The sequence below is a fragment of the Candidatus Syntrophosphaera sp. genome (assembly GCA_019429425.1).
In the GTDB taxonomy this organism is placed as follows: Bacteria; Cloacimonadota; Cloacimonadia; order Cloacimonadales; family Cloacimonadaceae; genus Syntrophosphaera.
The window spans coordinates 1-13,860 of the sequence record JAHYIU010000063.1 but is presented as its reverse complement, the minus strand read 5'-3'; the positions used below and the strand labels follow the sequence as shown (position 1 = coordinate 13,860).

Genomic DNA, 13,860 nt, shown 5'->3' with positions numbered 1-13,860 from the left:
GCTGGGGCACACCGATCCCGGCAATGACGCGGGTGGTGCAGATGGAACCTGGCCCGATGCCGATCTTGACAGCGTCCGCGCCGCTATCGATGAGAAACTGGGTAGCTTTGGCCGTGGCGACGTTGCCGGCGATGACATCGATGTCGAGCCTGGCCTTCACCTTGGTCAAAGCCTGGCGGATATTGACCTGATGGCCATGCGCGGTGTCAATCACCAGCAGGTTCACGCCCTCTTTCACCAGTTCCTGGGCCCGTTCGAGAAAATCACCGGTGGCACCGATCGCGGCTCCCACCAACAGGCGGTTCTTGTCATCCTGCACAGCGTTGGGATAGCTGATCCGTTTCAGGATGTCGCGCACCGTGAGCATGCCCGCCAGAGCGAAATCCGGAGTCACGATCAGGAGTTTTTCGATGCGGTGTTTCTGCAAAAGCGAGATGCATTCTTCGCTGGAAGTGCCTTGGGAGGCTGTGATGAGACGGTCCCGGGGAGTCATCAGATCCTTCACCAGGCGCTTGGGGTCCGTCTCGAAACGCGTGTCCCGGTTGGTGAGGATGCCAACGAGTTTTCCTTTCTCCACCACCGGAAAGCCGCCAACCTTGTGCTCCGCTTTGATCTTCAGCACCTTGGCCAGAGTGTCGTTGGGAGCCAGAGTGTAGGGATTGGAGATTACGCCGCTCTCGGCGCGTTTGACCAGGTGCACTTCTTTGGCCTGGTCTTCGATGGAAAGGTTTTTATGGATGATGCCGATGCCGCCCTCACGGGCCATGGCGATCGCCATTTCCGCCTCGGTTACTGTATCCATGGCCGCGCTCAGGATGGGGATCTTCAGGCTGAGTTTGGCAGTGACCCTGGTTTCCAATGAAACGGCGGACGGAAGGATCTTGGAATGCTGCGGCACCAGCAGCACGTCGTCGAATGTGTAGGTCTTGCGGATGCTTTTTTTCATCTGAAACTCCATACCGTGACCAAAAATCGTGCCATAAACTAAATGTCAAGCACTTTGCGGAACTCTGTTGTTTCCAGCAGTTACGGGGCGGGCAATTATCTGCAAATGTTCTCCCGGAACAAGATCTGAATTGTCTCAGAGCAGAACCATCAGGCAGTCGCAGAGCCGGAAACTTACCTCAGATCAGAGAGCCAAGTGCCTGTCAGTTGATTAGTTCAGGATATTCCCCTCCCTTCAGACTCTCAATCACTTGTCTATCCACAGTCAATCACTTGTTAACAATAGACAAGTGATTGACTGTGGATAGACAAGTGATTGAGGCCCAGATCTGAGGGGCAGGGGATGAATTCTTATTTTGATCAAGGGAATGGAACGCTCTGGCAATCAAACGCGCAAATCTGCGGGAAGAAAAGGATCCAGAACCTTAAAGTCGTAGCCTGATCTTGCTCCGGCGAAAAAAACCTTGACTTAAAGGGCCGATTTTCAGGAGCATGAAACAAAGCAAAAAACACACAGCAAATGGGGAAAAAGTATGAAAAAAGCAGCGTTAACAATACTCCTCGGTATACTCTTGGCCATGTCCTCAGCCCTGATCGTGGAAACCGCCTCGCTCAGGAATTTCCTGGTGGGCAATGAACCAAACAGTGCCTACGACAATTGGGTATCGCATCTGGCGGAAGGGATCGCTTCCAACAACTACAATCTCTACGCGCCCTACGACGTGCAGACCAACGGTTTCGGCGATTTCCGCCTGCCCACGATCCTCGACCAGGTCTATTGGAACAACATGCTGAACCTCTTTGTGGCGGAGGATTATGAGGGCGCTCAGACGGTTTTGACCAACGCTGGCGCCCCCTTCCAGGTCGTGCAGTTCAACGACACCGATTCCGGCAGGACCTACTACATGATCCGCGAACTCCCCAACATGACCTATTACGACGACAACGGCACCCCCGATCCCGACGATGACGAGATCGGCGCTTTCACCTATGGCTGGGGCCTGTTCATCTACAATCCCCAGGGTACGAAACCGATCATCATAACCGTGCCCCATCCCTGCGACGACTTTCCCACCCCGATCATAGGCTATCTGGCCTTGCATGTTTGGGACGCCAAATTCCTTCTGATCAACGGCTCCGGCCGCGAGGTCCGCTGGACCAACGAAGGCAGCTATACGAACACCAAATCCCTCTCCGACCCTACCCGCAACGCGCTGCATCCGCTGCATACAGCCTATAAGAAGTTTGCCGACAAGATCCGGGACGAAGAGGGCTGGCGGGAATTTTCCGCCCAGATCCACTCCTACGACTGGAACCGCCACGTGGGTTATCCCAATAACCAGATCTCGGCCGGCAATCCGCGCATGTGCCCCAACCTGCCGATCCGCGACCTTTCCAACCTCAAGCTGGACCTGATCAACCAGGGCTCACATGTGATGATACCTGCCAATACGGTTGGCACCCACGCGGATGTATATCTCAATGATTACTATAGCGTTAACTACAACGTGCACGAGTTCATTTTCTCGGATGGGGAACACACCTATCCCGTGAACGATTACGTCGATATGCCGGCCTACACGCAAAACCAGCAAATGCTCTACACCCAGAGCGGGACAACGGATTATGATGTCTACGAGCCCTTTTTCCACGTGGAGATGGATGAATTGCCAAATTCCTACGAGGAAACGACCAACGCCTACAAATGGTTCTACGGCTGGAACGAAGCCCTGCAGAAGTGGGACATGGACAACCTGTTCACCCATTATCTGGACTATTACGAACGCTGGGTCTATGACATGGAGCCGGTCTTGGTGGCCATGTTCAACCTCAATGACGGCATGTCGCCCACTGATCCGACCAACCTGGCGGTCCTGAACCAGTCTTTGAACAACGTGACCCTGTCCTGGGAGCGCAGTTCGGACTACGATTTTGATTCCTACGAGATACTCTACGCCACCGAGCCGATCGGCTTTGCGAACTATCAGATCTTCGACCGCGGCAACAACGCTTTCCTGGCCTCACAGAGCTGCCAAAGCATCGAGGTGACGGGCCTGAACAACGCCAACCCCTATTACTTCAAGATCCGCGCCCGGGACAAGAACGGCAACTATTCCCAGCTTTCCAATGAGGTCAATACGATCCTGGCCCCGGCCAACATCTATTCCCTCAGGGTGCATGGGATGGACAATGCCGTGCGCGTCTACTGGCAGGTGAACGGCCAGACCAACAACCAGGGCTTCAGCGTCTATCGCCAGCATAACAACGGAGCCTACGCCCTGCTTGATTCCTGGCAGACCAATCCCGCCCTCATCAATCCCACGGGCTACAATTTCGAATGGTGGGATACCAACGTGGTGAACGACGAATTCTACACCTACAAGGTCAGCTCCACAAACTCCAGTAACGTCGAGTTTTTCTACAATTTCCCAGCTACCGCCTCACCGCGGGCGATCCACACCATCACGATCAGCAACAACTCCTACACCCTCGCCGATACGATCTCTTTTGGCATCAATCCCTATGCCACGGACGGCAGCGACTATTATTGGGACGTGACCAAGGGTACTCCAGGCAGTACCTATGTCTGGAACGCTTTTTGGGAGCAGTATTGGGGTAGCAGCGGCACCCATCTTTCCCGCGAGATCAAGGGCGCTTTCGATCTGGACGAAAGGGTCAAAACCTGGGTGATGCGCACCCGCTCCGACCAGCTCAATGAAACTCTCACCATCACAGCCTCCGACAACTTTGACCGCTTGGAGAAGCTCTATCTCCAGGACGGCGGAAACTACCACAACCTGTTGAGCGCGCCCTACCAATACACTAACCTGAATTCCAACATCCGCACCATGACCCTCTTCTGGGGAAACATGCAGCCCAAGTTCCTGTTCTCCGGGATGCCGAACCGCGTCTACCGGGGCGGGAGTACCGTCAATTTCTACTGGAACTACCAATACCCGTTCCTGATCGATCATGTGGAGCTTTCCATCATCAACGCCACGGACAGCCTGATGGTGAACGAATTCATCCCGCCAGACCAATTCAATTACAGTTGGTTCGTTCCCGCGACTGTCAACGACATGCAGGATTGCCGCCTGGTTGCCGACGTGGTGGCCGTCGACGGGGTTCGGACGCGGTTTTGGTCGGATTATCGCTTCGCCTTGGTGCCCTACATGAACATGGCCTTCAATGAGGCCGGCTGGAAGATGCGTGCCAATCCCTGGCTGAACACGGATCTGAGCTTTGAGGACGTCTTTGGCGTTGGCGCGGTTGGCTACAGCCGCAACGCGATGGGCGGATGGGCCCAAACCGCCGACTATGATTTCGGCTCTGCCTATGCCGTCCACAGTCCTGACATAGCCTTCTACAGCAACACCAATCCGGTGCAGGCGGACGAATACAGCTTCGGCCTGGTCACAGGCTGGAACTTCATCCCCAATCCGCATCTCTGCGCCTATGACATTGAGGACATCAGCTTCACGCTCAACGGCACCTTGTTCCGCTTCAGCGAAATGCTGGCCCAGGAGCTTGTCTCCCGCGCGGTGTATGTCTTGCGGGGAGATACCTACGTCCCCGTGGATAGGGTCGAACCTTTCGAGGCCCTGCTGATCAAGTTTTATGGACCCACTGCTTTGAACCCCCAAATCAGGTTCTATCCCTTCTTTGAAGCGCAGCCGGTCATGCCGCAGGCCGCGAACTGGGATTTGCGCATCCAGGCCGGGCAGAACGATGCTGTTTCCGAGCTGGTTTTAGGTGGCCATCAACTTGCCTCGCAAGACTATGATTTCCGCTTCGATCTTCCCGTTCCGCCCTTGCCTCCCTTCGACCGGCCAGCCCTGTGGTTCACCGTTCCGGACACTAATCCGGATGCTCTGGAAAACAGCCTGTACAGCGACTTCAGAAACGATTTCAGCTCGCCCGAACAACAGGAATTCTGGAATTTCAAGCTGCAGGTCTTTTCAGATGATCCGGTGGAGTTCAATTTCGAGCAGCTGAACGTTCCGGACGGCTGGCAGATCCTGATGCTGCTCAATGACACGCCCCATTATGTGCTCGGTAACGGCACTTATGATTGGACCCCTCCGGAAGCCGGGATCTATGACGGTTACATCCGGGTCAGCAATTACATGGTTGGCGTGGACGACCTCGTGCAAAGCCCGATCAGCGGTTTGATCGCCTATCCCAACCCCTTCAATCCGGATGTGAACATTGCCTTCAATCTTGCCAGCAGCGCGCGGGTCAAGCTCGACATCTACAACATCCGCGGCCAAAAGGTGAAAAGCCTCATGGAAGGCACTCTTCCCGGCGGCGCACACAATCTGAAATGGGACGGCCGGGACCAAAGCGGACGCGGAGTTGCCAGCGGAGTCTACTTCGCCAGGGTGAACACCAAAAACGAGACCCAGATCATCAAGATGATGCTCATGAAGTAGCGATCTGCATGATTGCCCGGATCGCTCTGTTGCGGTCCTGAACATAAAAAATCCCGGGTCCAGATGCGGGCCCGGGATTTTGTTGTGAGCGGTAAAAACCTCAGAAATTCAGCAACAGCGTTGTGCCCAATACATAATTGGTCGGCCCCTCTCCTTTGGTTCCCATTCCAATTTCATCATGCAGGCCGAGGGCGGCGTATCCGGCCAGCTTCATCATCCCGGAGATGATTTCATATTCCAGCCCGCCGTTGGCCTCGAAACCGGCGTCGAGCAGATATCCGGCCGTGCCAAAGAGGGTAAATTTCGGTGAAAGGGACGCTTGTGCCGATCCCACCAGGGAAAGGGCCAGGTCCTCATTGAGGCTGTAGGGATTGTCCCAGTAGAGGTTCACCCCATCGTGGTATTTGCCGTAACCGTAGATGTAGAGCCCATTCTGGTAATAGGGGGAAAGAATTTCAATGCCGTGTTTGCTGGCAGCCAGAACGTCCGCTCCCAGATCGACGGAACCCAGGCCCAGTTTGGCTTTGACCGCCGCTCCGAAGCCCGCGTCCAAGCTGTCGTGGCCTCCGTGCAAGCCCATGAACACGCTGGTGTCGAGGTGCAAGGATCCTGTCCCCAGGCTCACGAATGGCTTCAGGGTGAAAGTTGTATACTCGTCTCTCCGGTGATCGCCCAAAGAGGCGAAGATGCCCCAGGAGACGGGATCCTGGGTTGACAGGTTGAGCAGGAAATAGTCATAGTCGTCAGCCTGGAACACGCTGTTTTCCCAAACCTTGACCCAGCCAAGTTCGGTCTTGAAGCCAGCCAGATCGTCCAGGGTGAACATGATTCCGGAGAACGAATCGTCCAAAACCAGGCTCATGTGGTCGGCCCAGTATTGCTGGCCTACGCGGATGTTCGCTGCAATGGCTTTGATCCGGTAGTCAATGTAAAGTTCATAAGCCTTGACGTCCACGGCGGCGGTGAGCCCTCCGTGGGAGCCGTTGTTGAAATAGGGATGGGAACTGCCGCCCCAGAGCACGTCTCCAAACTGCAGATTGATCCGCATGTCCAGCTCTGGATGCAGGCTGGCGTTGACGCCCAGATAGAGGCGATTGTCGACATGGCCGCCGTCGATCTCATAAACGTTGTTGTAATAGGCGGCGCGGGTCCGGTTTTCCCCGTCAAACTCAAATGAGATGGCGGAAAGAAGGCTCGCCGCAACCAGCGGGATTAAGATCAGGATCAGCTTTTTCATTCTCGTTCCTCAATGTTGATACTTTCGAACACGATAGTTTGCCAGCGTTTTTTGTCAAGTTCGGATATAGGCGCAGCCGGGAATAATGCCCCAGCAAGTCCGGCCCACCGCCCCAGATATCGTATTTGGATCCATATCTGATTATGTGGCAAGAGGCTATGCGGGCCAAGCCTGAAATCCCAAAAGCAGAAATATGTTGACAAGATATTGAAGATAAAATAAATGGAGTTTTATGCTGAGGATGAATCTAAACCCACATCCAAACAACAAAAAAGATGGAGGATTCACATGAATCGCAGAACGTCAATGCTCCTGTTGACCGCGCTTGTCTTCTTGGCAGGCGGCCTGTTCGCAACCGATAGCCGGATGACCGCCCTGGGCTATCCGTATGGATTTATCCGGGATAATTCTGATGTCACGCTGTATCCCGCCACCATTTTCCAATATAATCGCAGCGTTCGCGGTGAGCTGTACGCTCCCACCTATTACTATGCCAATAAGACGCAATCATACGATTGGACTCTGAATGCCCACATGCCGCTGAAGAAAAACATCTTCGGCGTGTACTTGAATTTCCCGACGGGAGTGGATGTCGATTACTATCTCTATTACGACCTCGGCACCAAATACACGGGCCTGGACATCAGCAAAAAGATCCAGTTCTATCTGGGCCTGGCGGACAACCTCGCCCTCGGCTTCGGCATGGCCATCGACAGCGAGAAGACCAAAGCCAGCGAGTGGGATTCGGTCAATGAAGAATACGTCTATGAATACGAAGAGAAGATGAGTGCCAGCTATTTCGAACTCAGCGCGGGCATGAGCACCGATCTGATGGATCTTGGCCTGGCCTTGTATCTGGCCGGGGCAGGTGCGGAAAACGACGCAGATATCAACTATCTGATCAACGAAGCCGCCTTTTCCCAATTCGGCGCCAAACTGGCAGGCCGCTATTTTCTCTTGGAGGAAAGCACCCTGGACATGGCAGCGGCGGCAAATTTGAAATTCCGCACCGGCTCGTCCGAAGCAAGCTATGATTTCCCCAATCCCGTCAAAGCCAAATACACTTTCACGGAAAAGCATTCCGATTTCCTGTTCGATGCCGGGGTGGGGGCGAACTACAAGCCAGGCCCCAACCACAACATCATCTTCACGGTCAAACCGATCCGCTTTGCCACTGAAGCCTGGAAAGATTCCGATTCGGAAACGGATTACACCGAGACCTGGAACTATTCCTGGATCTTCGTGCCGGAATACACCCTGGGGCTTGAATCCCAGATCGCCAAATGGCTGACCGGCAGGGTTGGCGCCATCCAGCAGTATGTATTCTATAAGAGGACTTATGAAGCGGATACCGGGAGCAAGGATGTTGAAACTGATGAGTTTGCGCAGTACCGGTCTTCCTTTGACATGAATCTCGGGCTCGCCTTCAAGTTCGGCAAATTCACCGTCGACACGGTGCTGAGCAAGAGCCTGCTGCATGACGGCCCTGATTTCATCGGGGGCCAGACCAACGGCCTGGCAACCCAGGTATCGGTGAACTTCGCGTTCTGAACAAAGCAGCAAACGCATCAAGGGACATCTTCAGCTGAGGATGTCCCTGTTTTTTGGGGGGAAAGTTGATTTGATGGCACTCCGCCCTGAAATCCTGCTCCTTTGCCCCCTCTTGCTATCCCGTTGGATTCCCGCCAGCCGGGCGTTTATCCGGCGGGATACGCGCAGGAGGCGGGCCAGTCAGGTTTCAGGGCTGAGAAACGGCTGTTCTAAAGGCCGGGCGCGGGGAAGGCGAGATCCAGGTTTCGGGCCATGAACTCGATGTCCTGCTGCAGCTTGGGGATGATGGGCACGCCCAGTTTTCTTACTTCCAGAGACTTTTCGTATTCTTTTTCTCCCGCCACCCAGATTCGTTCCCGGCCGGGGTAAAGGCGTGAGTTTTGCAGGGTCCGGCAGATCTGGCCGGCAGTTTTCTTGAAATCCTCAACCTCGGTGAAGAAATCGATGTTGACGGCCAGGAAGAAGTGCCCGAGCCTGTAGGGCGCAGGCTTGCCCAGCTCATCCTGCCCCAGGAGCCCGTTCAGGAAAGCGCCCTGCTGCAATGCCGAGCAGAGGATCTCCACCAGGGTGGAAAGCCCGTAACCCTTGTGGCTGCCGGAAATCTCGTCCGTGCCGCCGATGGGGAGCAGGGAGGCGGTTTGCCGCACCAGGTCCACCAACAGCCGGTTCGTGTCCGTGTGCGAATTTCCCTCCAGATCGATCGCCCAGCCTGCCGGCGTGTCTTTTCCCTCGCGGGCGTATTGCTCGATCTTGCCGCGCTGGCTGATCGAGGTGGCGGCATCGTAGATGAAGGGAAAGTCCAGATCGGTCGGGGCGCCGAAGCAGATCGGGTTTGTGCCCAGGAGGGGCTCGACTCCGTTGGTGGGGCAGACCGAGGGCCGGGCGTTGGTGAAGATCAGGCCGAGCATGTTTCGTTTGCAGGCCATCTCAGCATAATAGCCGCAGATGCCGAAATGGGTGGAATTGCGTACAGCCACGGCTCCGAGGCCATAATGGGCGGCTTTGGCGATGGCGGTCTCCATGGCCCGGAAGCCGATCACGTGGCCCATGCCGTGATTTCCGTCCCAAACCGCGGTGGCGTGCTTGTCGCGGATCACGCCGATCCTGGTAACGGGATTTTGGATCCCGGCCTTGATGCGGTCGTAATACATCTTCAGGCGTCCGATGCCGTGGGATTCGATGCCGCTCAGGTCGCTGGCGATCAGGATCTCGGAACAGATGGCGGCATCTTCGGCCGGCACTCCAACGCGGGTGAAGACCTTTTCCATGAAGTCTTGCAGGATGTCCACAGACAGGCGTTTCATAACTCTTTCCTCCAAGCTCAGGCCGGGGGCAAAATCGCTGCCCGCAGAGGCGGAAAACCGTTGAAATTGACCGAGGAATAGCTCTGCGTATAGGCTCCGGCAGTGAAAATATACACCTTGTCCCCGATCTGGGTGTTTTCCGGCATGTGATACTTGTAGTATTCATACATGATATCCATGCTGTCGCAGGTCGGTCCGGCCAGGATGATCTCGTCCGCCAGGCCTTCGCGCTCGAAGTAGATCGGGAATTTGATCGATTCGTCGATGGTTTCGATCAGGCCGCCGAATTTGCCCACATCCAGGTAGACCCATTTATAGAGGTTATTGCGTGCTTTGCTGGAAATATTGACCACCTCAGCGACGATCATGCCCGCGTCGGCAACGAGCGAGCGCCCTGGTTCCATAACCAGTTGAGGCATGTTGTCCCCAAAGTCCTCGTGGATGAAGCGCTGGATCTCGGCGCTGTATTCCTCGATGGAATAGGCCGGATCGACGTAATTGGCGGGATATCCGCCTCCCAGGTTGATCATCTTGAGCTCGATCCCTTCTTCCAATACCGCGTCGAACAGGTATTTGCATTTGGCGATGGCGTCATCCCACTGCCCGATATCGCGCTGCTGCGAGCCGACGTGGAAAGAAGCGCCCCAGGGTTCAAGATTCAGCTCCGCCGCTTTCAGGATCAGGTTGTAGATCACGTCCGGGTGGGCGCCGAATTTCCTGGATAGCGGCCAGTCCGCGCCTGTGCCTTCGGTCAGCAGCCGGAAATAAACTTGGGAGCCAGGAGCGTTTTTGGCAATGTTCAGCAGGTCGGATTCGCTGTCGGTGACGAACAGGCGCACCCCCTGCTCGAAGAAGTAGCGGATGTCCTTTTCTTTCTTGATCGTATTGCCAAAGCTCATCCTCTCCGGCGAGATGCCAAGCCGCTGAAGCTGCTTCAGTTCGTGGGTGGAGGCCACGTCAAAATTGGATCCCAGGCTGTCCAGCAGAGAGATCACCTCGTTCATCGGGTTGGCCTTCATCGCGTAGTAGATCTCCAAACCAGGGATGCTGCGTTGCAACTCCAGATATTTGGCTTTGATCACATCCAGGTCGACGATCAGGATTGGGCTGTCCTGGGTGGCGGCAAATTCCTTGAATCTGGCAAAGCGTTCCTGCGCCATATATCGCTGCAGGTTAAAGTGATACGGATCTTTGTACATTGGCGCGTCCTCTTGAGGGCAATTTTGAAATCAAGTATTCCCAAGCCCGAAATATGTCAATGTTTCTGATAACGATCCGGGCAATTTAGCATTATGCCATGATGGCGTGGTGACGAGTTGTCGAGTTGGGGGAACGCGGAAAAACGCTGAACAAGAGGAAAAAACACGGAAAAAGCCAGGGTTTGAAGCGTGGTTTGGAGCGTCAAACGTCCTCGGTTGACAAGCACCGCAGGTGCTTTCCAGATCTGAAAATCAGCCTGGCGGCTTTGGCAAGCAGGGACGCCTGCCGCTCCAAAGGACCCTATGTCAATCTGTTTTGATTAAGCCTATCAGTATTCCGGGCGGCTTGAGTTCAAGCGGCTCAGGCTTTGGCGGAATTTTGGGGCGAAAATGCTGTTGGGGTTGGCTTTGAGGAATTCCCGGGCCATCCTTTGTTCAGCCTCGTTGTCCTTGGTGAGCAGCAGTTTGAGCAGGGCGGCGTATTCGGCGCTGATGGGGTCCTGCCAATCATGCTCCAGAAGCTCGCTGGCCCTGGTTTTATCGGCCAGCAGGATAGCCCATTCGACCGCCAGGGTGAGCAGTTCCTCGTCACTCGTCTGGACAAAGAGTGATGCGAGGCTGTCCACCGCGGCGCTGTCCCGGAGCAGCATCAGGCGCCAGGCGGAGAGAAAGCCGTCACGCTGCGCCCCTTCGAGTCCCAGGACGAACATCATCTGGTAGATCGCGTCGTTGACATAGATTCCGGCCGGATAGCGGATAATGTATGCGTTCATCAGGCTGTCCGCGACGTCCGTGTTCCCGCGCAGCAGTTCGGCGCTGTATTGCAGGTAATCGCGCGTTTCCCGGTGTTTTGGCTCGTCGACCTTGTCCAGAGTGGCCAGGGCGGCTTCGTAGTCCTGCCGGATGAGCGACAGATTCACCAGCGCCAGTTCGATGGTTTGTAGATCATAGCTGTTCGTGCAGAAGTTTCTGGCCTCGTTGTACCAGTTTTGGGCGGCTTCGGTGTCCCTGGAGAGGGCCAGGGAGTTTTCCGCCATCAGTTTGCGCGCTTCCAGGTTCACGCCCTTGCGCTGGATGTTTCTGCGCTCCTGCATCAGCGGATCGGCCATGATCTGTTCCAGCAGCAGCTTTGTTTCCTGATGTTCCCCATTGCGGTAATGGATCTGGGCTTGGCGCAGACGGTATTCGCCTGTTTCGAAGGCGTCCGAGCTGGTCTGGGCCAGATACGCGAAGGAGGGGAGGGCGATCTCGTCGTTCAGGGCCAGGTATTGCTCTTCGGCGAAGCGGACCACCTTTTCCCGGGGCAGTTTCTTATAAACTTCCAGCGCGGCGGAATACTCACGCCGTGAGACGAGGGCATTGGCGTAAAGCTCCTTGACGACCGCGTTTTCGCTCCTGGCGGCATAGTTGCCGATGACCTTGATCCGGGTGGGGTCTTCCATCAGGATGGTGATGATCTGGTTGTTGATGAAGTAAAGGTTGGCGGAATTCTTGTCCAGAAAGGCGAGGTATTCCGTGATGGCCTGGTCGAAAAGGCGGTAATTGAGCGAGGCGTTGGCTGTCTCGAGGCGGAAGAGTTCAGGATTGTTGCGCTGGCGGCGTGCGTCCTGATAGAGCTGGATCACCTGGTCATAAAAGCCCCGGCGTTCAAAATAGGAGGCCAGGAGGCGGTAGGCATTCTCATTGTAATTCTGCCGCTGGAGGTAGGACAGGCTGAGTTTCCAGGCCGTGTCCGGCTTTCCTTGCATGACGGCCAGCAGGATCTCCTGTTCCGCGTACTGGTTCGGCGGGATGATGCGGCGGTATTGGTTCAGCATGTTTTCCGCCTTGTCCAATTGCGAGGTCTGGAAATAGATGTTCAGCAGTTGGAGCACGCTGTTGGCGTCATCCGGCCAACGCTGCAAAACCTCTCCGAACAGCCTTTCCGCCTCGGTAAACTGCCTCTGGGCCAGCATCTGGTAGGCACGCTGGGAGATGATCTCTTTCTCGTTGTATTGCCCCAAAGCCAGCGAAACGGCCAGCAGCAGCGCCAAGAGGGCCAGGCAGCGTCTAAGCATGGGCGGGATCACTCATTGAGCAGTTTCAGGTATTGGAGAATGACCTGTTGATAGGAAGGGGGGAAGAGGCGGTAGGCGTCGTCCAGCATGGCTTTGCGGCGCAGGGAATCGTAATCGGCGTCGGTCTTGAGCTGGCGGAGGGCTGGATCGCCGGTCTCGCCCTTGCGCTTTTCGCTGAATTCTCGCTTGTTGATGGACCTTTGCGCGTCAAGGAGCCGGGAAAGGATGTTCTCCTGGCGGTTGAGCAGATCCGGGGAAAGCTGATTTGCCCTTAGCTGGCGTGAGATCGCTTCGGCCTCGTCGATGATCTGTTTGATGGCGTTGCCTTGTTTCTGGGCTTCGGGATTGTTTTGCAGGGCGCGTTTCAGGTTTTCCGCCAGGCGTTCCTGGTCGGAGGCCAGCTTTTGCATCTGCTGCTGCATGGCGGGGCTCATCCGGCCGCCCTGCTGCTGCATCTGGAGCATCAACTGCTCGGTGAGCATGTTCATCGCCATCTGTTCCTGTCCCATCTGGTCCAGCATCTGCATCAGGGATTGCATCCCGCCGCCGCCTCCGCCGCCCATGGAAGCGTTGTTCAGGGTCTGCATCAGGTCGTAGATCATCAGGTTCAGGCCCCGCTGGATGGCGTCCAGTTTCTGGGGGATCTGGGAATACTGCATTTCGTTGACGTTGATGAACACGTCGCGGTAGGCCTTGTTCGTGTCCGTGAGGTCGATGAAGAATTTGGGCGGTAAAAACATGGTCACCTGCACAACGCTGAACAGGCGGTTCAGGGAGACCTGGATCCCCTCGTAGTGGGCGATGAGGTCGGGAATGATGCCATAGGGGTCATTTGCGTAACGCCCTTTCAATTCTTCGTGGCGTTTGGAGAAGATGAGCAGTTCGCGGATGGCGTTTTGCATCGCGGCCATCACTTCCCTCTGGCTGCCGCCGCCCATGGATTCTTTCATTTCCCCGAGGCGTTGGGTGAAGCGGCGCATTTTTTCCAAAGCTTCGGACTGGGACTGGGAGGCCTGGGGGCGTTGGTTTTGCTGCAGGGATTTCTGGCTTTGCTCCATGTCCTGTTTAAGGCCGCTCTTTTGCATCTCCTGGCGCAGTTCGCTCATCTCCTGTTTGATCTGCCTGTCCTTGGCA

The 13,860-nt window shown here is 55.5% G+C and carries 8 protein-coding genes; 2 read left to right on the top strand and 6 right to left on the bottom strand.

The annotated features are described in order from the left end of the window. Positions 1 to 946: IMP dehydrogenase (locus tag K0B87_07230; GenBank protein MBW6514531.1), on the bottom strand; the 946-nt coding region annotated here is incomplete at its 3' end. A 532-nt stretch (positions 947 to 1,478) separates the two neighbouring features. Between K0B87_07230 and K0B87_07225 the strand changes: the two genes are divergently transcribed. Continuing rightward, the gene (locus K0B87_07225) at positions 1,479 to 5,378 is read left to right on the top strand and encodes a T9SS type A sorting domain-containing protein (protein ID MBW6514530.1); all 3,900 of its coding nucleotides are present in this window, start codon (positions 1,479 to 1,481) and stop codon (positions 5,376 to 5,378) included. A 100-nt stretch (positions 5,379 to 5,478) separates the two neighbouring features. Here the strand turns inward: K0B87_07225 and K0B87_07220 are convergent, their stop codons facing one another. Beyond that, the gene (locus K0B87_07220) at positions 5,479 to 6,615 is read right to left on the bottom strand and encodes a hypothetical protein (GenBank protein MBW6514529.1); all 1,137 of its coding nucleotides are present in this window, start codon (positions 6,613 to 6,615) and stop codon (positions 5,479 to 5,481) included. A 288-nt stretch (positions 6,616 to 6,903) separates the two neighbouring features. Between K0B87_07220 and K0B87_07215 the strand changes: the two genes are divergently transcribed. Then, positions 6,904 to 8,166: a hypothetical protein gene (locus K0B87_07215; protein ID MBW6514528.1), complete on the top strand. Its 1,263-nt coding sequence runs from the start codon at positions 6,904 to 6,906 to the stop codon at positions 8,164 to 8,166. Between the two features lie 209 nt (positions 8,167 to 8,375). On the opposite strand, the gene K0B87_07210 is transcribed toward K0B87_07215, so the two are convergent. The 4 genes from K0B87_07210 to K0B87_07195 form a co-directional block, all read right to left on the bottom strand. Continuing rightward, positions 8,376 to 9,470 (bottom strand): Ldh family oxidoreductase, encoded by a 1,095-nt coding sequence (locus K0B87_07210; GenBank protein ID MBW6514527.1) that lies wholly within the window; start codon positions 9,468 to 9,470, stop codon positions 8,376 to 8,378. A gap of 17 nt (positions 9,471 to 9,487) precedes the next feature. Next, positions 9,488 to 10,669, bottom strand: a complete 1,182-nt coding sequence (locus K0B87_07205; protein MBW6514526.1) for a type III PLP-dependent enzyme — start codon at positions 10,667 to 10,669, stop codon at positions 9,488 to 9,490. A gap of 329 nt (positions 10,670 to 10,998) precedes the next feature. Then, the gene (locus K0B87_07200; protein MBW6514525.1) at positions 10,999 to 12,726 is read right to left on the bottom strand and encodes a tetratricopeptide repeat protein; all 1,728 of its coding nucleotides are present in this window, start codon (positions 12,724 to 12,726) and stop codon (positions 10,999 to 11,001) included. An 8-nt stretch (positions 12,727 to 12,734) separates the two neighbouring features. Then, a partial coding sequence (locus K0B87_07195) for a hypothetical protein (protein ID MBW6514524.1) occupies positions 12,735 to 13,860 on the bottom strand: 1,126 nt, incomplete at its 5' end.

Excerpts from the sequence above, each read along its gene's own strand:
- K0B87_07225 (MBW6514530.1), top strand. The coding sequence starts at position 1,479 with ATGAAAAAAGCAGCGTTAACAATACTCCTCGGTATACTCTTGGCCATG.
- K0B87_07220 (MBW6514529.1), bottom strand. The coding sequence starts at position 6,615 with ATGAAAAAGCTGATCCTGATCTTAATCCCGCTGGTTGCGGCGAGCCTT.
- K0B87_07215 (MBW6514528.1), top strand. The coding sequence starts at position 6,904 with ATGAATCGCAGAACGTCAATGCTCCTGTTGACCGCGCTTGTCTTCTTG.
- K0B87_07210 (MBW6514527.1), bottom strand. The coding sequence starts at position 9,470 with ATGAAACGCCTGTCTGTGGACATCCTGCAAGACTTCATGGAAAAGGTC.
- K0B87_07205 (MBW6514526.1), bottom strand. The coding sequence starts at position 10,669 with ATGTACAAAGATCCGTATCACTTTAACCTGCAGCGATATATGGCGCAG.
- K0B87_07200 (MBW6514525.1), bottom strand. The coding sequence starts at position 12,726 with ATGCTTAGACGCTGCCTGGCCCTCTTGGCGCTGCTGCTGGCCGTTTCG.